This window comes from Ruegeria sp. G10 (genome assembly GCF_056533645.1).
The window spans coordinates 264,870-288,397 of record NZ_JBQFOQ010000003.1; the positions used below are offsets into that span (position 1 = coordinate 264,870).

At 62.0% G+C, this 23,528-nt stretch carries 20 protein-coding genes; 10 read left to right on the plus strand and 10 right to left on the minus strand.

The features are described 5' to 3' along the window. The first annotated feature begins 63 nt into the window (after positions 1-63). The 4 genes from coaBC (at position 64) to ACR0KM_RS08230 (ending at position 4,868) form a co-directional block, all read left to right on the plus strand. Complete coding sequence (gene coaBC / locus ACR0KM_RS08215) at positions 64-1,260, plus strand: bifunctional phosphopantothenoylcysteine decarboxylase/phosphopantothenate--cysteine ligase CoaBC (RefSeq protein WP_480860280.1); 1,197 nt, start codon at positions 64-66, stop codon at positions 1,258-1,260. 27 nt (positions 1,261-1,287) lie between these two features. Next, positions 1,288-1,743 carry a dUTP diphosphatase gene (dut, locus tag ACR0KM_RS08220; RefSeq protein ID WP_480860282.1) on the plus strand — a complete coding sequence of 152 codons (456 nt, stop codon included), beginning with the start codon at positions 1,288-1,290 and terminating at the stop codon, positions 1,741-1,743. After that, positions 1,743-2,789 (plus strand): HesA/MoeB/ThiF family protein, encoded by a 1,047-nt coding sequence (locus ACR0KM_RS08225; protein WP_480860284.1) that lies wholly within the window; start codon positions 1,743-1,745, stop codon positions 2,787-2,789. Before dut ends, ACR0KM_RS08225 begins: the two co-directional genes overlap by 1 nt. Positions 2,790-2,852: 63 nt before the next feature. Beyond that, complete coding sequence (locus ACR0KM_RS08230) at positions 2,853-4,868, plus strand: M3 family metallopeptidase (protein ID WP_480860285.1); 2,016 nt, start codon at positions 2,853-2,855, stop codon at positions 4,866-4,868. On the opposite strand, the gene ACR0KM_RS08235 is transcribed toward ACR0KM_RS08230, so the two are convergent. From ACR0KM_RS08235 to ACR0KM_RS08260, 6 genes are read right to left on the minus strand one after another with little or no spacing between them, the layout of a single operon-like run. Then, positions 4,865-5,797: a 2-hydroxyacid dehydrogenase gene (locus ACR0KM_RS08235; RefSeq protein WP_480860287.1), complete on the minus strand. Its 933-nt coding sequence runs from the start codon at positions 5,795-5,797 to the stop codon at positions 4,865-4,867. The two genes, ACR0KM_RS08230 and ACR0KM_RS08235, sit on opposite strands and share 4 nt — an antisense overlap. A gap of 10 nt (positions 5,798-5,807) precedes the next feature. Beyond that, positions 5,808-6,947, minus strand: coding sequence for a rod shape-determining protein RodA (gene rodA / locus ACR0KM_RS08240; protein ID WP_480860290.1), 1,140 nt, complete (start codon positions 6,945-6,947; stop codon positions 5,808-5,810). Then, positions 6,944-8,893 (minus strand): penicillin-binding protein 2, encoded by a 1,950-nt coding sequence (gene mrdA, locus ACR0KM_RS08245; protein ID WP_480860292.1) that lies wholly within the window; start codon positions 8,891-8,893, stop codon positions 6,944-6,946. Before mrdA ends, rodA begins: the two co-directional genes overlap by 4 nt. Beyond that, positions 8,890-9,426, minus strand: coding sequence for a rod shape-determining protein MreD (locus ACR0KM_RS08250; protein WP_480860295.1), 537 nt, complete (start codon positions 9,424-9,426; stop codon positions 8,890-8,892). Before ACR0KM_RS08250 ends, mrdA begins: the two co-directional genes overlap by 4 nt. Continuing rightward, positions 9,419-10,321, minus strand: coding sequence for a rod shape-determining protein MreC (mreC, locus tag ACR0KM_RS08255; protein ID WP_480860298.1), 903 nt, complete (start codon positions 10,319-10,321; stop codon positions 9,419-9,421). Before mreC ends, ACR0KM_RS08250 begins: the two co-directional genes overlap by 8 nt. Positions 10,322-10,377: 56 nt before the next feature. After that, positions 10,378-11,424 (minus strand): rod shape-determining protein, encoded by a 1,047-nt coding sequence (locus ACR0KM_RS08260; RefSeq protein WP_480808446.1) that lies wholly within the window; start codon positions 11,422-11,424, stop codon positions 10,378-10,380. Between the two features lie 155 nt (positions 11,425-11,579). Between ACR0KM_RS08260 and ACR0KM_RS08265 the strand changes: the two genes are divergently transcribed. Then, entirely contained in the window at positions 11,580-12,365 is a 786-nt protein-coding gene (locus ACR0KM_RS08265) for a 23S rRNA (adenine(2030)-N(6))-methyltransferase RlmJ (protein ID WP_480860300.1), read from the plus strand. Between the two features lie 167 nt (positions 12,366-12,532). On the opposite strand, the gene ACR0KM_RS08270 is transcribed toward ACR0KM_RS08265, so the two are convergent. Continuing rightward, a complete protein-coding gene (locus ACR0KM_RS08270) occupies positions 12,533-14,101 on the minus strand; it encodes a 2-isopropylmalate synthase (protein WP_480825831.1) in 1,569 nt (522 codons plus the stop codon). A gap of 275 nt (positions 14,102-14,376) precedes the next feature. Here ACR0KM_RS08270 and ACR0KM_RS08275 point away from each other — a divergent pair, with 275 nt between their 5' ends. Beyond that, positions 14,377-15,042: an SDR family NAD(P)-dependent oxidoreductase gene (locus ACR0KM_RS08275; RefSeq protein WP_480861482.1), complete on the plus strand. Its 666-nt coding sequence runs from the start codon at positions 14,377-14,379 to the stop codon at positions 15,040-15,042. 6 nt (positions 15,043-15,048) lie between these two features. On the opposite strand, the gene ACR0KM_RS08280 is transcribed toward ACR0KM_RS08275, so the two are convergent. Further along, complete coding sequence (locus ACR0KM_RS08280; RefSeq protein WP_480861481.1) at positions 15,049-16,539, minus strand: MORN repeat-containing protein; 1,491 nt, start codon at positions 16,537-16,539, stop codon at positions 15,049-15,051. A 152-nt stretch (positions 16,540-16,691) separates the two neighbouring features. On the opposite strand from ACR0KM_RS08280, the gene ACR0KM_RS08285 reads away from it, so the two are divergent. The 3 genes from ACR0KM_RS08285 to ACR0KM_RS08295 all read left to right on the plus strand — a co-directional run bounded on the left by ACR0KM_RS08285 (position 16,692) and on the right by ACR0KM_RS08295 (position 20,371). After that, positions 16,692-18,350, plus strand: a complete 1,659-nt coding sequence (locus ACR0KM_RS08285) for an NAD+ synthase (RefSeq protein ID WP_480861480.1) — start codon at positions 16,692-16,694, stop codon at positions 18,348-18,350. A gap of 272 nt (positions 18,351-18,622) precedes the next feature. After that, entirely contained in the window at positions 18,623-18,889 is a 267-nt protein-coding gene (locus ACR0KM_RS08290; protein WP_480825839.1) for a hypothetical protein, read from the plus strand. Between the two features lie 150 nt (positions 18,890-19,039). Continuing rightward, entirely contained in the window at positions 19,040-20,371 is a 1,332-nt protein-coding gene (locus ACR0KM_RS08295) for an NAD(P)/FAD-dependent oxidoreductase (protein WP_480861479.1), read from the plus strand. A 3-nt stretch (positions 20,372-20,374) separates the two neighbouring features. Here ACR0KM_RS08295 and ACR0KM_RS08300 read toward each other — a convergent pair whose 3' ends face one another. Continuing rightward, positions 20,375-21,307, minus strand: a complete 933-nt coding sequence (locus ACR0KM_RS08300; protein ID WP_480825843.1) for an MBL fold metallo-hydrolase — start codon at positions 21,305-21,307, stop codon at positions 20,375-20,377. A 207-nt stretch (positions 21,308-21,514) separates the two neighbouring features. Here ACR0KM_RS08300 and gltX point away from each other — a divergent pair, with 207 nt between their 5' ends. Continuing rightward, positions 21,515-22,840, plus strand: coding sequence for a glutamate--tRNA ligase (gene gltX / locus ACR0KM_RS08305; RefSeq protein WP_480861478.1), 1,326 nt, complete (start codon positions 21,515-21,517; stop codon positions 22,838-22,840). Positions 22,841-22,923: 83 nt separating this feature from the next. On the opposite strand, the gene ACR0KM_RS08310 is transcribed toward gltX, so the two are convergent. After that, positions 22,924-23,493 (minus strand): gamma-glutamylcyclotransferase family protein, encoded by a 570-nt coding sequence (locus tag ACR0KM_RS08310; RefSeq protein WP_480861477.1) that lies wholly within the window; start codon positions 23,491-23,493, stop codon positions 22,924-22,926. Positions 23,494-23,528: the final 35 nt, after the last annotated feature.

The window sequence follows — 23,528 nt, forward strand, 5'->3', positions numbered from 1 at the left end:
CTGCTGGAACTGCCCGACCGCCTTGCCTAATGTCGGGGTCGACCGGGACGGGAAGGGCTAGAGATGCTGGCATCCAAACGCATTCTGCTGATTATCGGTGGCGGAATCGCTGCTTATAAGGCGCTGGATCTGATCCGGCGTCTGCGCGAGCGTGGGGCATCCGTCACGCCGGTTCTGACCCGCGCGGCTGAGGAATTCGTGACGCCCCTGTCCGTGTCGGCGCTGGCCGGAGAAAAGGTTTATCGCGATCTGTTTGACCTGACCGATGAGGCTGAGATGGGGCATATCCAGCTATCGCGCTCGGCCGATCTGATCGTGGTGGCCCCGGCGACGGCCGATCTGATGGGCAAGATGGCGGGGGGGCTGGCCAATGATCTGGCCTCGACCCTGCTGATGGCGACCGACACGCCGGTTCTGTGTGCGCCCGCGATGAATGTGCGGATGTGGGATCACCCGGCAATGCGGCGCAACCTGGCGCAGCTGCAGGCCGATGGCGTCCGCTTTGTCGGCCCGAATGAGGGCGACATGGCCTGTGGCGAATTCGGCCCGGGCCGCATGTCGGAACCGCTTGAGATTGTTGCAGCCATAGAGGCGCAGCTTGGCGACGGCCCCTTGCAGGGCAAGCGCGTATTGGTGACGTCTGGCCCGACCCATGAACCGATTGACCCTGTGCGCTATATCGCCAACCGGTCCTCGGGCGCGCAGGGCACAGCGGTGGCGCGGGCGCTGGCGGCGCTGGGCGCCGAGGTGGTTTTTGTTACCGGCCCAGCCGATGTTGCGCCGCCCGAGGGTGTGCAAGTTGTCGCGGTCGAAACGGCGCAAGAAATGTCCGATGCGGTCGAGGCTGCATTGCCTGTCGATGCAGGTGTCTTTGCTGCGGCGGTGGCCGATTGGCGCGTGGCCACGGCCTCAGACAAGAAGCTGAAGAAAAGCCGCGACGGGTTACCGGCGCTGGAATTTGCCGAGAACCCGGATATCCTGAAACGCGTCGCCGGGATGGAGACGGGCCGCCCCGCGCTGGTGGTGGGCTTCGCGGCGGAAACGGACAATGTCATCGAACACGCCACCGCCAAACGCGCGCGCAAAGGGTGTGACTGGATCGTGGCCAATGATGTCAGCCCGGCAACGGGTATCATGGGCGGGTCCGAGAATGCGGTGATCCTGATCTCGGACGAAGGGGCCGAGGAATGGCCGCGCATGGGCAAGGACGCCGTGGCGGATCGGCTGGCGCAGAAGATAGCGGCGACTTTGGCCGATTGATTTCCGCAAAGAACGAGGGGTGTCGGGATGGTTGCAATTCGTGTGATCCGTGAGGATGGGTCTGATCCTTCGATCCCGTTGCCCTCTTACGAAACATCGGGGGCTGCCGGGGCCGATGTGCGGGCCAACCTGCCGGGCAAGGCCTCGATCACGCTGGCCCCTGGGCACCGCGCTTTGGTGCCGACAGGTTTGCGGATCGAAATCCCGCAAGGGTTTGAGGTACAGGTGCGTCCACGCTCGGGTCTGGCGTTGAAGCATGGCATCACCCTGCCGAACACGCCCGGCACCATCGACAGCGATTATCGCGGCCCGCTTGGGGTGATCGTCCTGAATACCGGGCAGGATTCGTTCGAAATCACCCACGGAGAGCGCATCGCCCAACTTGTCGTCGCCCCCGTGGTGCAGGCCACTTTCGAGGCCACCGATGCCCTGTCCGAGACCGACCGGGGCACGGGTGGCTTTGGTTCGACCGGGCGCGGCTGATGCTGCTGGTTCTGATCCTTGCCGCCGGGCTGTGGGGCGTGGGCTGGATGGCCGGTGTGTCGCGCAATGCGCGGATGGTGTCTATTGGCACGCTGCTGGCCGGGGTGATCGTCGCGCAACTGGTTTTGCCCGAAGGCAACCCCTTGCGTCAGGCAACTGGCGGCTCTGCAGCGATGTGGTTGATCCTTGCTGGCTCTGCGGTGCTGGTTCTGCTTTATGGTCGGGGCGTGAAAGCGCTGCGAAACCGAGCGGAAACCGCCGAGGCTAAGGAGCCCAAGATGCCTTCAGATCAGTTCACCGAGACCGAGCTGGAACGCTATGCCCGCCACATCGTCCTGCGCGAGCTGGGCGGGCCGGGGCAAAAGAAGATGAAACAGGCGCGGGTGCTGGTGATCGGCGCTGGCGGTCTGGGGGCTCCGGCGTTGCAATATCTGGCTGCGGCGGGCGTGGGCACGATCGGCGTGATCGACGATGATGAGGTCGAGAACGCCAACCTGCAGCGGCAGGTCATTCACCGCGACACGGATATCGGGATGCCCAAGGTGTTTTCGGCCCAGCAGGCGATGGAAGCGCAGAACCCCAATGTGGTTGTCCTGCCCTATCACCGGCGGCTGACCGACGAGATCGCCGCAGACCTGTTCGCCGATTTCGATCTGATCCTCGACGGCACCGACAATTTCGACACCCGTTATCTGGCCAACCGGACGGCAGTTGCGCTGGGCAAACCACTGATCTCGGGCGCGCTGTCGCAATGGGAAGGGCAGCTGAGCGTTTTTGATCCCGCCAGCGGCGCGCCCTGCTATCAGTGCATCTTCCCCGAGGCCCCGGCCCCCGGCCTGGCCCCGTCCTGTTCCGAGGCGGGCGTGATTGGCCCTCTGCCCGGTGTTGTTGGTTCGATGATGGCGGTTGAGGCGATCAAGGTGATCACCGGTGCGGGGCAGGCCCTGCGGGGCGAGATGTTGATCTATGACGCGCTCTATGGCGAAAGCCGCAAGATCACCCTATCGCAGCGCGCCGATTGCCCGATCTGCGGTGCGGGCGGGTAATTTCACCGCGCGCACTGGACCCTTGGGGGTGGGTTTCCTAGGTAAAGACCAAAGGAGACCCGCATGACCAACCCGATCCTGTCCGACTGGACCACGCCCTTCGAACTCGCCCCGTTTGCCGAGATCTCGGACGGTGATTTCGCCCCTGCTCTGGAACAGGCGCTGCAGGCGCATAACGCGCAGATCGACGCAATCGCTGCGAACCCCGAGGCGCCCAGCTTTGCCAACACGATCGAGGCGCTGGAAGCCGCTGGCGAGCAGTTGGACAAGGTTCTGTCGGTGTTCTTCACGGTCGCAGGCGCGGACAGCAATCCCAAACGTGAGGAGTTGCAGCGAGAGTTCTCGCCGAAACTCGCGGCGCATTTCTCGGGCATTTCATCGAACAAGGCGCTGTTTCAACGGGTGGCCGATCTGTGGGCGCGCAAGGGCGAGTTGGGCCTGACGGACGAGCAGGCGCGGGTTCTGATGCTGTCGCATCGCGGATTTGTCCGCGCCGGCGCTGCGCTGGAAGGCGAGGCCGACGCGCGGATGCAAGAGATCAAGGCGCGGCTGGCCTCGCTGGGCACATCCTTTACCCAGAACCTTCTGGCCGATGAGCGGGATTGGTTCATGGACCTGACCGAGGATGACCTGCAGGGCCTGCCGGATTTTGCTGTGGATGCCGCCCGCGCTGCGGGGCAGGAGAAGGGGGCGGATGGCCCCGTCGTGACCCTGTCGCGGTCAATCATCGTGCCGTTTCTGCAATTCTCGCCCCGTCGGGATTTGCGTGAAAAGGCTTATCGCGCGTGGACCGCGCGGGGGGCAAATGGCGGTGAGACCGACAACCGAGAGATTGCGGCTGAAATCCTGCGCCTGCGCGAGGAACGTGCCAATCTGCTGGGGTATGACAGTTTTGCCGACTACAAGCTTGAGACCGAGATGGCCCGCACACCGGATCGCGTGCGTGATCTGTTGATGGATGTGTGGCAGCCCGCCAAAACCCGCGTCAACGCAGATGCCGAGGTGCTGACCGCGATGATGCAAGAGGATGGCGTCAACGGCCCGCTGGAAGCGTGGGACTGGCGCTACTATGCCGAGAAACGCCGCAAGGCCGAACATGATCTCGATGAAGCCGCGTTGAAGCCGTTCCTGCAACTGGACCGGATGATCGAGGCCTCTTTTGCCTGCGCGGCCCGCCTGTTCGGGTTGGAGTTCGCACCGCTGGACGTGCCGCTCTATCACCCCGATTGCCGCGCGTGGGAAGTGACACGCGACGGCCAGCATATCGCGGTGTTCATCGGCGATTACTTCGCGCGCGGCTCAAAACGCTCGGGCGCGTGGTGCAGCGCGATGCGCGGGCAGGCGAAGTTCCCGAAGGCGCAGGCTCCGGTCGTGATCAATGTCTGCAACTTTGCCAAGGGCGATCCGGCGCTGCTGTCTTATGACGACGCCCGCACCCTGTTTCACGAGTTCGGCCATGCGCTGCATCAGATGCTGTCCAACGTGACCTATGAAAGCATCTCGGGCACCTCGGTGGCGCGGGATTTCGTGGAACTGCCCAGCCAGCTTTACGAACACTGGTTGGAAGTGCCCGAGGTACTGGCCGAGTTCGCAACCCATGCCGAGACCGGCGCGCCGATGCCGCAAGAGATGTTGGACAAGGTGCTGCAGGCCGCCAATTTCGATCAGGGGTTCCAGACGGTGGAATATGTCGCCTCGGCTCTGGTTGATCTGGCCTTCCATGACGGGGCCGCACCCGCGGACCCGATGGCCAAGCAGGCAGAGGTTCTGGCCGATCTGGGAATGCCCTCGGCCATCGGAATGCGCCACGCGACGCCACATTTCGCCCATGTGTTTGCGGGCGACGGCTATAGCTCGGGATACTACAGCTATATGTGGTCCGAGGTCATGGATGCGGATGCGTTTGCAGCGTTCGAGGAAGCGGGCGGTGCCTTTGATCCCGAACGCGCCAAAGCGTTGGAGGACAACATTCTGTCCACCGGTGGATCGCGCGAGGCCGAGGACCTGTATCTGGCCTTCCGCGGGCGTCTTCCGGGGGTCGAAGCCCTTCTGAAAGGTCGCGGGCTGATCGCGGCCTAATAGCCCAGATCACGATCGACGAGGTGGAGAAAGGGTTCGCCCGCTTCACCTCGGCGAATGTTCTCGCAGATGACCTGAGCGGCGGTTACGGGCCGGGTCTCCGAGGCGATATGCGGCGTCACTGTCACGTTTGGCTGCGCCCAATAGGGATGCTCGGGCGGCAGGGGTTCGGTGCGGAACACGTCCAGCGTGGCGTGGCCGACCTGTCCTGACTTCAGGGCCGCCAGCAGGGCATCATCATCAATCAAAGGCCCCCGGCCCGGGTTGATGATGCAGGCGCCTTTCGGCAGCAGGGCAAGCGTATCAGCATTCAGTATATTTGTGGTGGCCGCCGTGTCCGGCAACAACAGCACAAGGATTTCCGCCTGTGACAACGCGCCCCGCAGGCCATCTGCCCCATGCAGACAGGTCACGCCGGGAATGTCCTTGGCGGTGCGGCTCCAACCAATGACATCGAAATTCAACGCGGCCAGCGCCCGTGCCGCAGCCTCACCCAATTCGCCTAGACCCAGAACGCAGACCGTGCGCTGCAGGGCCAACGGTGGGGCGTTCGGCTCCCACGTTGTGTCCTGCTGCGTGATATGGCGGTCCATCCCAAGGTGATAGCGCAGCACATGGCCCACCACCCATTCCGTCATGCCCTGTTTCAGCCCACTATCCACCATGCGCGCCAGCGGAACGGTCAGGGTTTCATTGCCGGAAATGCTCTCGACCCCGGCCCAGAGGCTGAGTACGGCTTTCAGCCGCGTGAACGGCGTGAAATCCCGCACCCCTCCGTTCGGGGCATAGACCACATAGTCGACCTGATCGGACGGAATGTCGGTGGCCAGATGAAAGTCCAGCCCGGCCTCGGCCAGCCCTTTGCGCAGCAGCGTTTCATATTCCGGCCACAACCCGGGACGGGCAGAGAACAGGACGTTTACGGGCATGGAGGACCTTTCAGCGGGGGCGGTGGATATGGGCGCTTTGCACGATACCGAAGGCGGCCATCAGCACCAGCATGGCCGAGCCGCCATAGCTGACCATCGGCAGCGGCACACCAACGACCGGGGCCAGCCCCATGACCATCGACATATTCACCGCAAAGAACAGGAAGAAGTTCAGCGCAATGCCCAGCGTCACAAGGGACGAGAACCGATCCTTGGTCGCCAGCGCCGTGACCATGCAGAAGACCAAGATCAGACCATAGAGGATGAGCAGGGTGATGCCGCCGACAAAGCCGAATTCCTCGGCCAGGGTGGTGAAGATGAAATCGGTGTGTTTCTCGGGCAGGAAGTTCAGCCGCGACTGGGTGCCCTGCATGAAACCGCGCCCGTTCCAGCCGCCCGAGCCCAGCGCGATCTTGGATTGGGTGATGTGATAACCTGCGCCCAGCGGGTCGGTTGAGGGGTCCAGAAACGTATCAATCCTGCGGAATTGATAGTCTTTAAGCAATTGCCATTCCGTCCCGCGACTGTTGAACACTGTGGCAATCAGGCCAACCCCCGCCGCAATCACGGCGGCGAAATAGGCCCAATGGACACCGGCCAGAAACATCAGCCCTCCGCCCGCGGCCAGCAGCAGGATCGAGGTGCCGAGGTCCGGTTGGCGCAACACCATGAAGGTGGGGATCAGGATCAGGATGACCGGGATGATCACCCATAGCGGGCGTGAGGTTTTATGTGCGGGCAGCCAGTCGTAATAGGCGGCCAGCACCATGACCAGCGCCACTTTCATCACCTCGGAGGGTTGCAGCCGCATGAACCCAAGGTCGATCCAGCGTTGCGCGCCCATGCCGATGGTGCCGAACAGTTCGACTATGACAAGCAAGCCGATTGACCCCAGATAGGCCACGACCGACATATTCCGCCAGAACCAGATCGGCACGAGCGCGATGATGAACATCACTGTCAGGCCCAGCCCGAACCGCTCCATCTGCGGCTCGGCCCACGGCGTCCACGATCCGCCCGCGACCGAGAACAACATCAGGAACCCGGCGCTCGCCACGCTGATCAGCAGCAGCGTCAGCGGCCAGTTCATATAGAGGAATTTGCGGAACCCCGAGGGCGTGGATTTGACGGCATATTCAAGATAGCTCATGCGCGGTCCTTTGCGTCAGGACGCGCTTTGGGGCGGCGGTCGCCCTCAAGCCGTTTTTGTTGTTCCTTGATGCGCTCGCGATCAGCGGTCGGATAGGCCTCAAGCGGCGGTGTGCCGTTATAGAGCGCTTGCAGCATGATATCGCGCGCAACCGGCGCGGCGGCCTTGGACCCGCCGCCGCCATGTTCGACCACAACGGCGATGGCGTATTTCGGATTGTCATAGGGCGCGAAGCTGACGAACAGCGCGTGGTCGCGGCGTTCCCATGGCAGATCCTCGTTGCGGATCACACCTGCGGCGCGCTCGGCCTTGGTGATGTTGCGCACCTGACTGGTGCCGGTCTTGCCAGCCATGCGGAAATCATCGGCGATGATGCGGCTCCGATAAGCCGTCCCGCGCCGGTCGTTCGAGACAGACCACATCGCCTCGCGGATGTAGTTCAGATTTGCCGGGCTGATCTCAAGCGGCTCACCTGCACCGGTTGGCTGTTCGACCCCATCGATAGACCGGACCAGACGGGGCGTGACGGCGCGCCCGGTGGCGATCCTTGCCGTCATCACGGCCAGTTGCATCGGCGAGGCCAGCATGAAACCCTGCCCGATCGACGCGTTGGCTGTATCGCCGATCAGCCAATCCTCACCATGGGTGCGTTGTTTCCATTCCTGATTGGGGGCCAGCCCTGCACGCACGGCAGACATCGGGATGTCGTGCTTAATGCCCAGCCCAAGGGTACGCGCCATCTCGGAGATCTTGTCGATACCGACCTTGATCGCCACGTCATAGTAATAAACGTCACAGCTGCGCTTGAGCGAAGTGTTGAGGTCAACCATACCGTGACCGCCGCGTTTCCAGCAGTGGAAGCGGCGGCTGCCGACCTTGAGGTGGCCGGGGCAATAGACGGTGTTGCCGGGACCAACGACACCGGCCTCAAGCGCGGCCAGCGCGGTGACCATCTTGAAGGTCGATCCGGGCGGATAAGTGCCCTGAACCGTCTTGTTGGCCAGCGGGCGGTATTTGTCCTGCGTCAGGAGCTGATAGTCCGCGACCGAGATGCCACGCACAAACAGGTTGGGGTCGAAACTCGGGGCCGAGGCCATCGCCCGCAGATCGCCGGTTTCGCAATCAATGACTACAGCGGCGGCGCTTTCTCCGGCCAGCCGCGCCTGCGCATATTGCTGAAGATCTGCGTCGACGGACAGTTGCAGATCCGCGCCGGGTTGGCCTTCCTGCCGGTCCAGCTCGCGCATGACGCGACCGGTGGCGTTGACCTCAACCCGCTTTGAACCGGCCCTGCCACGCAGGTCGATCTCTTGCTTGGCTTCCAGACCGACCTTGCCGATCTGGAACCGGGGGATGCGCAGCACCGGTTCGGGGTCTTCGATCTGGCTGAGGTCATAGTCGCTGACCGGGCCGACATAGCCGACAATATGGGCGAAATCCTCATAGCGCGGGTATTGCCGCGTCTGGCCGACCTCTGGCGTGACCCCGGGCAGGGCCGGCGCGTTTACGGCGACCTTCGAGATATCCTCCCACGTCACCTGATCGACCAATGTGACGGGCAGGAAGGGGGCCGAACGGCGCATTTCGGTGCGCGCCCTCTCAATCTCATCCTCGTTCAGCGGGATCAGATCGGACAGTTTGGCGATGACCTTGTCGATATCACCGGCATCCTCGCGCACGATCACGATGCGGTAGGACGGCGAGTTCTGCCCGATGATCTGCCCGTTGCGATCGTAAATCCGCCCGCGCGTCGGCGGAATCAGACGAATATTGATGCGGTTTTCCTCGGCCAGCAGGCGGTATTCGTCGGCCTGATCGACCTGCATGAAGCGCATCCGCGCCGCCAGCCCGCCGATGAAGGCCGCCTGCAGCCCGCCCAGCACCAGCGCCCGGCGCGGCAGGCGTTTGTAGGCGAGGCCTTGGGATTTGGGCTTGCGCTGCTTCATGCCCGTGCCCCTGCGGTCGTGTTGTCAGCAACCGACTTGCGGCGCACGCCAAACGCGCTCTGGCTGAGCAGAACGATCAGCGGGTATATCGCAATTGTCAGAACCACCTGTATCACCACCGGCCCCAGCGCTGCCTGTTGCACTGAAAGAATAGCAAGAATGACGCGGTTGAGCACAAAAACTGCTGTGATCACGGCGCCAACCGTCGTCCATTCGCTGACAAACCCGCTGTCGCGCATCCCCGGTGCTGCCGTGCGCAGGTACGATGCGCCCAACACGACCAGCGCCGCCAGCAACCCCGGAGGACGTTGCAGCAGAAGATCGGCCATCAGCATCACAAAGGCAATCGCAAGGATCGGCACATATTCAGGGCGGCGCAGCACCCAGGCATAGGTCAGCGCCATCAGGATATCGGGAAACGGCCAGCGATCCGGTTTCGAATCCAGCGGCAGCAGGTGCAGGAACATCACCAGCACCGCCAGCGCCAGATACAGCCCGCGTTTCATCCAGAGGTGCGAGGATGGCCTATCCATCTGTGGCCTCCGGTGCGGTTAGTGCTGCTTCGGGCTGGCGCGGGCCGACGATGCCGCCGGGGTCGCGGATGGGCTGGGCCGACTGGAACCGCAGCACCCGCAGGAATTCAAGCCGCTCGAAATCCGCCGAGAGGCGCACCCGCAGCCGCCCGCCGGGGTCCACGGCGATCTGGCCGATCAGCAACCCGCCGGGGAAGACGCCGCCATCGCCCGAGGTCACAACCCTGTCACCGGGGCGCACCAGCTCACGGTTTTCCAGAAACTGCACCAGCGGCGACGCGCTGTTATCCCCGGCAATCAGCGCGGTCTGCCCCGAGGGTTGGATGGTCGCCGGTATTGCGCTCGAGGCATCTGTCAGCAGGATCACCCGCGCCGTATCCGCGCCAACGCCCGAGATACGCCCGACCACACCGATCCCGTCCATCGTGGCCCAGCCGTCGACGATCCCGTCACGTTCCCCCACGTTCAACAACACCGATTGCCGGAACGGAGAGCCGCTGTCCGCCATCACCACCCCGGTCACATAGGTCAGCCGGGGGTCGAGCCGCACATTGTTGAGGTCCAGCAGACGGGCGTTTTCCTGCTCCAGCTGCAGCGCGGCCTCTTTCCACGCGCGCATCAGGCGCAACTCGCTGCGCAACTCCTGGTTCTGCTCGCTCAGGCGTTGGTAGCTTTGGAAGTCCCGCACCAGATTGACGGCAGCCGTGACCGGCACCATCGCCCATTCCATCGAAGGCACCACTGTATCCACAACCTGCGCCCGGAACCGTTCCACACGCGGGCTGTCGATGCGCCAGACCAGAAAGATGGCCAGCAGGCACAGCACGACAATCCCCAGCAGCAGACGGCGCAAGGGGGTTGTGTATTCATCGCGTTGTGATCGGTCCTTTGCCACAGGTTACCTTCCCGTGCTGCTCTCGCCCGAATTCTCACGCCTTCAGGGTGCGCGCCTTAGCTGTCGTAGTCAATCGCGTGGCGCAGCTGTTTTTCGTATTCCAGCGCCTTGCCGGTGCCCAAAGCCACACAGTTCAGGCTTTCGTCAGCAATCGATACAGCCAGACCGGTCTGTTCGCGCAGCGCCAGATCCAGATCGCCCAGCAACGCGCCACCTCCGGTCAGCATAACGCCCCGGTCGACGATATCGGCGGCCAGATCGGGCGGCGTGGTTTCCAGCGCGGTCATCACCGCCTCGCAGATCGCCTGCACGGGTTCGGACAACGCCTCGGCCACCTGAGCCTGACTGATCTCGATTTCCTTGGGCACGCCGTTCAGCAAATCGCGCCCGCGGATGTGCATCGACTGGCCCCGGCCATCGTCGGGCATACGGGCTGTACCGATGGTGGTCTTGATGCGTTCGGCGGTGGATTCACCGACCAGCAGGTTCTGCTGACGGCGTAGGTATGAGATGATGGCCTCGTCCATCCGGTCTCCACCCACACGAACCGAACGGGCATAAACGATGTCGCCCAGCGACAGAACCGCCACCTCGGTCGTGCCGCCGCCGATATCAACGACCATGTTACCGGTCGGATCGGTGATCGGCATGCCCGCGCCAATCGCGGCCGCAATCGGCTCGGCAATCAGGCCCGCGCGGCGGGCACCAGCCGAGAGAACCGACTGGCGGATCGCGCGTTTTTCAACCGGTGTCGCACCATGAGGGACGCAGACAATGATTTTTGGTTTCGAGAAGGTCGAGCGTTTATGCACCTTGCGGATGAAGTGCTTGATCATCTCTTCGGCAGTGTCAAAGTCAGCGATCACGCCTTCGCGCATCGGACGGATCGCCTCGATCGAGCCGGGCGTTCGGCCCAGCATCAGCTTCGCGTCCTCGCCCACGGCCAGGACCTTTTTGACGCCATCCTTGACGTGATAGGCCACAACCGACGGTTCAGACAGGATCACACCGCGCCCCTTGACATAGACCAGCGTGTTCGCTGTCCCAAGGTCAATTGCCATATCCGCTGAGAACAGGCCGCCCAGATTGCCAAAGATGCCCATATTTTTACTGATCCCGTTTGTCAGAATTTCCACTGCCCGCGACTCGACGGTTCCGGGACGGATGCCTTATAGGGTGCCATCTCGCCCGGTTAAAGGGCTGATTCCGCGACAATCAGCACCTTTCCGCCTTATTGATAGGGACTTTAGAAGGCAAAATGCTCTCATATCAACACATTTACCACGCCGGGAATCTGGCTGATGTACAAAAGCACGCTTTATTGGCGTGGGTGCTTGGGTATCTGACCCGTAAAGACAAACCGATCACCTATATCGAGACGCATTCCGGGCGCGGTCTGTATCGCCTTGATGCAGCCGAGGCCGTGCGCACTGGCGAAGCGGCCGCCGGGATCGCGCGGGCGCAGCGCGAGGGGTGGTTTGGCGCGGGTCATCCGATGGCGCGCGTGTTGGAGGAGGTACAGAGCCGTCACGGCGCGGTGTCCTACCCGGGCTCACCGCTGATTGCGGCCAATCTGCTGCGCGCGCAGGACAGCCTGCATTTTGCCGAGTTGCACCCGCAGGAGCATGCGGCGCTTTCGTTGGCGTTGTCGCCCTATGTTGCGAAGGTCTACCAGCAGGACGGGTTTGAGCTGGCGCAGTCCCTGCTGCCACCGACGCCGCGGCGGGGGATGATGCTGATCGATCCCAGCTATGAGGTGAAGACGGATTACGAGCGCATTCCGGGGGTGATCGCCAAGCTGCATCGCAAATGGAATGTTGGGGTGATCGCGCTTTGGTATCCGATCCTGACGGATGGACGGCACAGGCCCATGATCTCGGCCTTGAAATCAGCGGGTTATCCCAAGGCGACCTGCCATGAGGTGAGGTTCCCTCCGGCGCGCGAGGGGCATCGGATGGTGGGTTCGGGTATGTTCGTGCTGAACGCGCCCTTTGGGATTGAAGACGAGATGGGCCGCCTTTCGGGTTTGTTTGAAAAATTCTGAGCAGGTGCCAAACGGCCAGAAATGCTCCCGCCCCGTTTGCCAGCATCAAAGATGCCGTCAAACGCGTTGGGGCCGGCAGGGCGCCTTTGGCGCGCTGCCGGGCCCAAAGCCGCAAGGGGGTTCGGCGCAGCCGGGCACCCGCGGGTGCGGGAGCCTTTCCCCTTTGATCAGGTCAGGTCTTTGTAGCTGATCTCGCGCGCATCGGCACCGGGCCCTGCCTTTTCACGGCGCATGATCAGGCGGTTCAGCGCGTGGATATAAGCCTTCGCCGAGGCCACAACCGTGTCGGTATTGGCCGACTGGCCGGTGGCGATCATGCCGTCCTCTTCCAGACGCACCGAGACAGTGGCTTGCGCGTCCGTCCCCTCGGTCACCGCATGTACCTGGTACAGCTGCAGATGTGCCTTGTTCGGATAAATCGCACGGATGGCCTTGAAGGTTGCATCCACGGGCCCGTCGCCATGTTCGGTGGCAATGATATCCTTGCCGTCCATTTCCAGCTCAAGTGTCGCCTCGGCCTGACCGCCGGTGCCGCAGGTCACTTTCATCGAGACGAGCTGCAGATAGTCGTCATGCTCATCCATGGTCATCAATGCGATCAGGTCGTCGTCGAACACCTCTTTCTTGCGGTCGGCCAGATCCTTGAACCGAACGAAGATGTCCTTGAGCTGGTTGTCGCCCACATCAAAGCCCAAAGTCTCAAGTTTGTCGCGCAGCGCGGCGCGGCCCGAGTGTTTGCCCAAGGGCAGAGAGGTGCCGGAGAGGCCGATATCCTCGGGGCGCATGATCTCGAAGTTTTCGCGGTTCTTCAGCATGCCATCCTGATGGATGCCGCTTTCATGGGCAAAGGCGTTCTTGCCGACGATGGCCTTGTTGAACTGTACGTTGAAGCCCGACACCGTCGCCACGCGGCGCGAGATATGCATAATCTTGGTGGTGTCGATGCCCGTGTGCCACGGCATGATGTCGTTGCGGGTGCGCAAAGCCATCACGACCTCTTCCAAAGCCGTGTTGCCTGCGCGTTCGCCCAGACCGTTGATGGTACACTCGATCTGACGCGCACCGCCTGCAACAGCGGCCAGAGAGTTCGCGGTCGCCATGCCAAGGTCGTTGTGACAGTGGGTGGCAAAGATCACTTCATCCGCGCCCGGTACGGTCTCAATCAGGCGTTTGATCAGGTCGGCCGACTCCACTGGGGCGGTGTAGCCCACCGTGTCGGGGATGTTGATCGTGGTCGCGCCTGCTTTGATCGCGATCTCGATCACACGGCACAGATAGTCCCACTCGGTCCGCGTCGCATCCATCGGCGACCATTGCACGTTTTCACACAGGTTGCGTGCGTGGCTGACCGTTTCGTGAATCTTCTCGGCCATCTCGTCCTGCGTCAGGTTCGGGATGGCACGGTGCAGGGGGGATGTGCCGATGAAAGTGTGAATGCGGTTCTGCCGCGCGTGTTTCACAGCCTCCCAGCAGCGGTCGATATCGGCGAAGTTGGCGCGGGCAAGCCCACAGATACGGCTGTTCTTTGATCGCTCGGCAATCTCAGAGACGGCCTTGAAATCTCCCTCGGATGCGATGGGGAAACCGGCTTCGATAATGTCGACGCCCATTTCGTCCAGCAGTTCGGCAATCTCGAGCTTTTCGTCATGGGTCATGGTTGCGCCGGGGCTCTGCTCGCCGTCGCGCAAAGTGGTATCGAAGATCAAGACGCGGTCTTGGTCGGTCACATTGGTCATGGGGTACTCTTTCTTCTTCTGTCCTAAAGCCTATGGCGCGCGGGCGTCCTCCTCTGAGCGGGCGCGCCGGATGGCACGCTCAGAGGCGGATTAGGATCAGTAGGCCACGCAGCGACGCACCGCGAAGGGCGGTGTCGGCGACAAGGATATCTGCGCGGTTGATCATGAGGATGAGGTTATACAGCGCATGGCGCGATTGAAAAGAACGAAATTCAGATGAGATGAATTTTGGATGCGCGGTTGATGGTCTGGGATTTCCGTCTAGGTCCCGCAGCATGGAAAATGCATTGATTATCGGCGCGTCCGGCGGGATCGGCCAGGCCCTGAGCGCGCGACTGCAACAGCAAGGCGTTGAGGTGACCCGTCTGTCACGCTCGGCAGATGGGTTCGATCTGACCCGGCCCGATGTGGTCGAGCGTCAATTGTCCGCCCTTAAGGGCCCATACGACCTGATCATGGTTGCCTCGGGTGCGTTAGAGATCAACGGCGCGGCGCCCGAGAAATCCATGCGCAGCGTGACGGGGCAGGCGATGATGGATCAGTTTGCGTTGAACGCAGTTGGCCCGGCGCTGGTGCTGGGCCACGCGCACCGCTTACTGCCACGGGATCGCCCCGCGACCATTGCGGTGCTTTCGGCGCGGGTGGGCTCGATCGGAGACAATCGGCTGGGCGGTTGGGTCAGCTATCGCGCAGCGAAGGCTGCGGTGAACCAGGTTGTCCATACGGCCGCGATCGAGCTTGCGCGCACGCACAATGAAGCCGTTTGTGTTGCTCTGCACCCTGGAACGGTAAAAACCGCCTTTACGAAGAAATATCTAGGCAGACACCCGGCGGTCGAACCCGAGGACGCCGCCGCCAATCTGCTGGGGGTAATCAATGGTCTTGCCCCGGCAGATTCTGGCGGGTTCTATGATTGGGCCGGTAAACCGATCCCCTGGTAGGCTTGGTTAGCCGTCATTTGTATCCGTGTTGGCGGTATCGGCTGCAGGATCCGCTGCATCTGGCTCGGCCGCAGAAGGGGCAGGGTCTGACGTGGCCTCGGCTTCGCTTGCCAGCGTGTCATTTGCCCAGACGCCTGTTTCCACCTCACCTCCTGCGTAGCGCATGGTGCCGTCGCCATGGCGCTTATTCTCAAGAAAATGGCCTTCATAGACATCGCCGGTTTCGTAAGTCGCCGTGCCGAAGCCGGTGATCTTGCCATCTACCCAAGCACCAGTATAGCTGAACCCGCCGGGCCGCGTGAATGTCCCCTGACCTTGACGCTTGCCGTCTTCAAAATCGCCTTCATAGGTGGTGCCATCGGGGAATGTCGCTTTGCCCGTTCCATGCCGGACACCATCCACCCAGTCGCCGTCATAGCGATAGCCGTTGGCAAATGTCAGCACGCCCTTGCCGTGGCTGCGCGCGTTCCTGAACTGGCCTTTGTAGACGGTTCCATTGGGGTAGGTCGCAGTGCCTGACCCCTCAAAAATACCGGCGACCCATTCGCCATCATAAACTGTGCCATTTGGATAGGTGGTGCGGCCCGTTCCGTGCGGCAGATCATCCTGGAAGTCACCAATATAGACCGAGCCGTCGGCATAGGTCACTTCGCCCAAGCCCTGAATCTGACCGTTCTGCCATTCGCCGGAATACCGAAACCCGTCGGTTCCCGTGAATGTGCCCTGCCCATTGCGCATGTCGCCGGCGAAATTACCCTCGTAAACCGCGCCATTGGCATGAGTGACCTTGCCAACGCCCTGACGCCTGCCATCAGCCAGAACGCCTTCGTAAACATCACCATTGGCATAGACCAGACGACCGGTTCCGGTCATCGTGTCCTCTACCCAGTCGCCGGTATAGGTGAACCCGTCAGCCATGTTCTGCGCGCCGGTGCCGTGGCGTTTGCCGTCTTTCACGCCGCCTTCATAGGTGCTGCCATCGGCATAGGTGATCTTGGCGGTGCCTTCTTTACTGCCCTGCACCCAGTCCCCGTCATAGACATAGCCGTCGGGCCCGGTCAGAACGCCCTTGCCGTGGCGTTTAGCGTTTTCAAAGCCACCCTCGTACCGCATACCGTTGGTGTATTCGGCCACACCCGTTCCATTGATCGCACCGGCTGACCACTCACCTTCATAGGTGCGTCCGTCCGCATAGGTAATCTTGCCGCGCCCGTCCGGGCGGCCTTTGACAAAGCTGCCCTCGTAAACCGCGCCATTTGCATAGCGCGCCGTTCCTTGGCCCTGAATCTCGCCCTCGACCCACTCGCCTGCATATTCGAACCCGCTTGGCAGACGGTAAGTGCCGGTTCCATGCCTCAGCCCGTTCTGGAAGGTCCCTTCATAGACGCCGCCCACATCGTCATCTGCAATGATCACCTGACCATCTTGCTGGGCTGCAGCGACCTGCGCCACGAGGGTAAGTACTGTTGCGGCGATAGAGGTGCGGATTGCGTTCATCGGTGTACCTGCCTGCGGGGGAACTGAAGTGTTCTTTCGCCGCAAAACTAAGATACCGCCAAGGACAGGGCAACGGCTTTTGCCGCATTTGCCTTTTACTCGCGCTGTGATCTGCTAAATCCCTGAAAGACTGACGAAGGCAAGAGGGCAAAATGGCCGATCGTTTCCGTATCACGCTGGCGCAGCTGAACTCGACCGTGGGTGACATAGACGGCAATGCCGCCAAGGCTGCCGCCGCATGGGCCGAAGGTCGCGACGCGCAGGCCGATCTGGTGGCACTGCCCGAAATGTTCATCACCGGGTACAACACGCAGGATCTGGTGCGGAAACCGGTGTTTCACCGGGCGGCGATGGCGGCTGTTGAGGTGCTGGCCGAACGATGCGCCGAAGGTCCCGCTCTGGCCATCGGGGGGCCATGGTTTGAGGATGACAAGCTTTACAACGCCTATCTGATCCTGAAAGGCGGACGGATCGTCAGCAAGGTTCTGAAACACCATCTGCCCAATGAAACAGTCTTTGACGAAGTGCGTCTTTATGATGCTGGCCCGATGGGCGGTCCCTATGCGGTGGGCAATATCCGCATCGGCAGCCCGATCTGCGAGGATGGCTGGCATGAGGACGTTGCCGAGACGCTGGAAGAGACGGGGGCCGAGTTCCTGCTGATCCCCAATGGCTCACCCTATTTCCGCGACAAATACGATATCCGGTTGAACCACATGGTCTCGCGCGTGGTCGAAACGGGGCTGCCCTTGATTTATCTGAACATGGTCGGCGGGCAGGATGATCAGGTCTTTGACGGTGCCACCTTTGGTCTGAACCCGGGCGGAGAGCTGGCGTTTCGGATGCCGGTTTTTGACGAAACGGTACAGCATGTCGACCTGCTGCGCGGCGAGGATGGCTGGCGGATCGCGCCCGGCGAGGTGGTGCCCCAACCCGACGCATGGGAGCAGGACTATCGCGCCATGGTGCTGTCCTTGCGTGACTATATGCGCAAGACCGGATTCAAGAAGGTCGTTCTGGGCCTGTCTGGCGGCGTCGATTCGGCGCTGGTGGCGACGATTGCCGTGGATGCTATCGGGGCCGGGAATGTGCGCTGTGTGATGCTGCCGTCGGAATACACCAGCCAAAGTTCTCTGGATGATGCCGAGGCCGTCGCCAAGGCGCTGGGCGTGCATTATGACTTTGTGCCGATCTCACAGGGGCGGGCTGCGGTGACCGACACGCTGGCCCCTCTGTTCGAGGGGCGTGATGAGGACCTGACCGAGGAGAACATCCAATCCCGTCTGCGTGGGCTGCTGCTGATGGCGATCTCGAACAAGTTTGGTGAGATGCTGCTGACCACGGGCAACAAATCCGAGATCGCGGTGGGCTATGCCACGATCTACGGTGATATGAACGGTGGCTATAATCCGATCAAAGACCTCTACAAAACGCGCGTGTTCGAGACCTGCCGCTGGCGCAATGCCAATCATCGCGACTGGATGATGGGGCCCGAGGGCGAGGTCATCCGCCCGTCCGTCATCGACAAGCCACCCAGTGCTGAGTTGCGTGAGGATCAGAAAGACAGCGATAGCCTACCGGATTACCCGGTGCTGGATGCGCTGCTGGACATTCTGGTGGATCAGGACGGTTCGGTTGCGGATTGCGTTGCCGCCGGGTTCGACAAGGCCGAGGCAGAGCGGGTCGAGCATCTGATCTATATCAGCGAATACAAACGGTTCCAGTCGGCGCCGGGTACAAGGCTGACGCCGCGCGCCTTCTGGCTGGATCGCCGCTATCCCATCGTGAATCGCTGGCGTGACCGCAGCTGAGGCCGTATCTGAGGGGATTGTTTACCAATTTCCTACAATAGCCGCATTGGACCAGAATTATGCAGTAAATACTGTGCGCTACGGGACATGGACCCGTGTTTATCTTGATTCCTGGCCCACTTTTCGCCACATTTGAGACAGGGGTTTGCCACAAGTGCGGCAAGCATGACGCAATCTGATGGTTTGGTCTGTGTTAGGGGGCCAATGCCGGGGTTGTCGAACTGGGGCAAAGCATCCGTGTTTGGGATGTTCGTAAAGGTATTGGTGTTAATATGGACTATTGGTACGACAAGCCGCTTCACGCGCCGATGCAATTGAGACCGATGGAATCCGCGCCCTGCGAGCTGGATGAAGAAGCGCTGGACGCCTCAATTGCCGATCTTTTGAAGCAGGAAAATCCCGCACCTGCGGTCGAGACACAGCCGGCGCGCGCCGAGTTTCCGGCGCTGCAGCCGCAAGAATCCACGGCTGCGCAGGAAGACGCTGGGCTTGGTTCTGCCCTGCGCCAGAAATGGGCGCAGCTGTCCGGCGCGGCCTGAAGATTCCGGCCTGAACATAGGCCAATGACCCGCGCTTTGGCCGATTGGCCACAGGTTGGCGCAAACCCATGGGTGTGCGCCTGTTCCAAGTTGTCAGCAGAGGTTTTCTGAGGCTGGATGCGGGTCCAATGACCTAATCCCGAGCGGTTGATGCCTGGCCCGACTCCGACGCCTGTCGACTCTGATCTGACCCTTCCCAAGCATGTAGATGTCGTCGTCATCGGCGGCGGTGTTATTGGTGTTTCAACAGCATTGGAACTGGCCGAGCGGGGGATTTCCGTCCTGATCTGCGAAAAGGGCCAGATCGCGGCTGAACAGAGTTCGCGGAATTGGGGATGGGTTCGCCTGGGTCTGCGGGACCCGCGTGAAATCCCGCTTATGACGCAGGCAGTTCAAATCTGGCAGCGGCTGGACGCACGCATTGGGCGCAGAACCGGGTACGTACAATCCGGCATCTTGTTTGGTGCCTCAGGTGCGCGTGATGAGGCAAACCTGACGCGGTGGCTGGCCAATGTGGAAGGGTTGCAAACGGGCGCGCAGATGGTCCATGGGGCTGCGTTGCAGTCGCTGCTGCCAGACAACACCCTGAACCTGAACGCCGCGCTTTACATGCCACAGGATGGGCGGGCCGAGCCGCAATGGGCCGCCCCGGCCATTGCCGAGGCTGCGCGGGATCGCGGGGCCGCCATCATGACGAATTGCGCTGTGCGCAGCGTTGATGTGCAAGCCGGGCGCATTGCAGGCGTGTTCACCGAACGAGGCCGTGTCACGTGCAGCCACGTGGTATTGGCAGGCGGTGCCTGGTCGCGCCTTTTTGCGGGAAATGCGGGGATTGAGCTGCCACAGCTCAAGGTCCTGAACACTGTGATGCGATCGTCTCCGGCCGAGCCGAGCCCCGGTCCCGCGCTTTGGACCGATGATTTCGCCATTCGCAAGCGTGCCGACGGCGGCTGCACGATCGCGTCTGGCCACGAGAACACCGTCGATATCGTGCCCGACAGTTTCCGGCTGGCCCGGCAATTCCTTCCTGCGTTTCGTCAGGAGTGGCGATCCCTGCGGTTCCGCCTGTCGCACCGTTGGCTGACCGAGGCGCGGCAGGATCGCAGGTGGCTGCCAACCGATGTGACCCCGTTCGAGCATTGCAGGGTACTGGACCCTGAGCCCTCGCAAAAGGCGCTGCGTCAGTCATGGTCGAATGCGCGCAAGGCCTTTCCGGCGCTGCAGGCTGCAGAAATCGTGCAGAGCTGGGCCGGGATGATTGACGTTACGCCGGACGCCATTCCGGTGATTTCCGATGTCGAAACCATACCGGGGCTGTTCATCGCAACCGGGTTCTCGGGCCATGGTTTTGGTATTGGCCCCGGTGCAGGGCGGCTTGTCGCCGATCTGGTGACGCAAGCTGTCCCTTGTGTTGATCCGGCCGCCTTTCGATTGTCCCGCTTTACGGATGGCTCAGAAGTGCGGCCGGACCCCGGATATTAAGCTTCAGCCCATCATCTGATAGCTGACCGGGACAAAGCGGAACCCGTCGCCGCGGGTTTCGACGAAGCCTGCGGCCGGGAAGGGCATGTGATAGCCGATCATCGGCACCTTGTCGGCGGCCAGCATACCCAGCACATTGCGACGAGATTGGGTGGCCGCGGCTTTGTCCATGTCAAAGCGCACCTCCCATTCAGGGTGGGCGAAGGACCAGACATAGTGGTTGGCCAGATCGGCGGTCAGCACCAGCCTCTGGCCGTTGCTTTCCAGATGATAGACCATGTGGCCCGGCGTATGGCCGAACGCCGCGACCCCGGTGATGCCCGAGGCGACCTCGCCCCCGTCGCCGATAAAGCTCATCTTTTCGGCCAGCGGCGTGACCTTGGCGGCGACCAGATCGCCGACGCGGTTACCGGCATCCTGCGCCGACCAGAAGTCATACTCGGGCGCGGCGGTCACATAGCGCGCATTGGCAAAGGTGGCGGCATCATTGGTGGTCATGCCGCCGATATGGTCGGGATGCATGTGGGTGATCACGACCACATCAATCTGATCCGGCGTCACGCCAGCGTCAGCCAGAGCGGTCTGAATGCCGCCCTGTCCAAGGCCGGTATCGAAGAGAACCAGCTCGGACCCTGTATTGACCAGCGTCGGCGTGAAGAAGAAATGCGCCTGATCGGCAGGAATGAAGTTCTCGGCTGAAACCTTGGCGAATTCTTCATCCGATGCGCCACCGCCAAAAATCTCTTTCGCCCCGTCGCGGGGCAGGCTGCCATCCAGCAGGGTGGTGACGGTGAAATCCCCCAGCTGAAACGACTTTGCGATGGTCGAATTCGCCTTGGTTTCAGCCCCTGCGGCCAGAACCGGGGCTGCGGCTGTTGCAAAAGGCAAAGCCGCCGCCGTACCAAGGGCCGCGCGGCGGGTCATCTTGATGGTCATCTTCTTTCTCCCTGTCAGAGCATAATGGGTTGAGGTAGGTCAGTCTGGGCCTGCCGCCACCTTATACCCCGGTCACATAGTCTGTGTGGTTGAACATTACGTGTTAATTTTTGTTTATGTCGCGATCTCGGCCTGCGCTGGGCCATCGGTGATCGGCTGGACAATTCATCCATCCTGTGACAAGAGCCGCGCCAACAGGAGACTCCCATGACCACCACCCGTTTCGCCCCGTCGCCCACCGGTTACATCCATGTGGGCAACCTGCGCACCGCCCTGATGAACTATCTGATCGCCCGCAAGGCCGGCGGCACCTTCATCCTGCGCATCGACGACACCGACCCCGAGCGGTCGAAGGAAGAATATGTCGATGCGATCAAGCAGGATATGGAATGGCTGGGCCTGCATTGGGACCGCGTTGAACGCCAGTCCGAGCGGCTGGACCGGTATGCCGAGGCTGCGGACAAGCTGCGCGAGATGGGCCGGTTCTATGAGGCGTTCGAGACGCCGACCGAGCTGGACCTCAAGCGCAAGAAGCAACTGAACATGGGCAAACCGCCGGTCTATGACCGCGCGGCGCTGGCTTTGTCGGAGGCCGAGAAAGAGGCGCTGCGGGCTGAACGTGGCAACGGGGTCTGGCGGTTCAAGCTGAACCATGAGCGGATCGAGTGGGCCGATGGGATTCTGGGCGATATCTCGATCGACGCGGCCTCGGTCTCTGATCCGGTGTTGATCCGGGGCGACGGTCAGGTTCTCTATACCATTGCGTCGGTGGTGGATGATACCGAGATGGGCGTGACCGATGTGGTGCGCGGCTCGGACCACGTGACCAACACGGCGACGCAGATTCAGATCATCGAGGCGCTGGGCGGCACCTGCCCGCGCTTTGCGCACCATTCGCTGCTGACCGGCCCGCAGGGCGAGGCGCTGTCGAAACGTCTGGGCACGCTGGCGCTGCGCGATCTGCGTGAGCAGGGGGTGCAGCCGATGGCGCTGCTGAGCCTGATGGCGCGGTTGGGGTCGTCCGATCCGGTTGAACTGCGCGCGGAAATGGCCGAGTTGATCGACGGCTTCGATGTCAGCCGCTTTGGTGCTGCCCCGACCAAGTTTGATGTGCAGGACCTGTTCCCGCTGACCGCAAAACACCTGCAGACGCTGCCGCTGGCTGATGTGGCCGATGCTGTCGCTGATGCGGGTGTTCCCGCCGATCTGGCCGAGCCGTTCTGGGCTATGGCGCGCGAGAACATTACGACTCTGGGTGACCTCAAGGGGTGGTGGGCGCTGTGCCGCGACGGGGCAGAGCCTCTGATCGACGACGAAGACCGCGCGTTCATTGCCGAGGCTGTCGCGCTGCTGCCCGAAGGCCCGTTCGATGGTGAGACGTGGGGCAGCTGGACCAGCGCCGTGAAAGAGGCGACCGGCCGCAAGGGCAAGGGCCTGTTCATGCCGCTGCGCAAGGCGCTGACCGGTATGGAACGGGGCCCCGAGATGGCGGCTCTGCTGCCGTTATTGCAGGTTATTCGCGCACGCGGCTAGGGGGACGCGCCTTGCGGCGCGCGCTTCCGGCTGAAGTATTCTTGAACAGAAGAAGGGGGTGGGCTGTCGTGCCTGCCCCTTTGCTATGCCGGGTGGATGATCTTGCTGCCGAGGCGGTTGAGGTGGTCATCGACAAAGTACGTTTCGTCCGGGGTCAGCTGTTGGTGCCGTGGATAACGGGGTGCAGCACGGTCGTTGAGAATAGGTGCCTCCCAACCGTCAGTGGTACCAAAGAAGCGCTCCGCGCCTTCCGGGCCATAGGCGCGCAGATAGCCTTGCACGACCACGTCGATATAGCTGAGCAGCAAGGGGTGCTGATCGGTCGGTTCGGTGTGTTTGCCTTGAGGCACCGCATAGACTGCGATGTCGACTGCGTGTGTCAGCGGGTGCGTGATGGCGTGTGTTGCCGGTATGCGGTCATAGGCCCATTCACGTTGATCCAATGCGGCCCAGTCGTTTTGGGGGACGTGGGCGATCATGCCATCGATTTCCGAATCCGGGTCAGGGATCGCGGTCAGAAAGGCGACGGGGCGTAGATCAGTATGCCGCCACGCGCGGCGCCAGCCTTGTAAGCGGGCCGGGCGGGGGTCGGGAAAGTCGTGGGTCGACAGGTTAACGAGGCTGCCATAGCCAAAGAAATAGGGGTCTGCCATGTGGGCCGCGTCCTTCGGTAACGATTGATGTATGT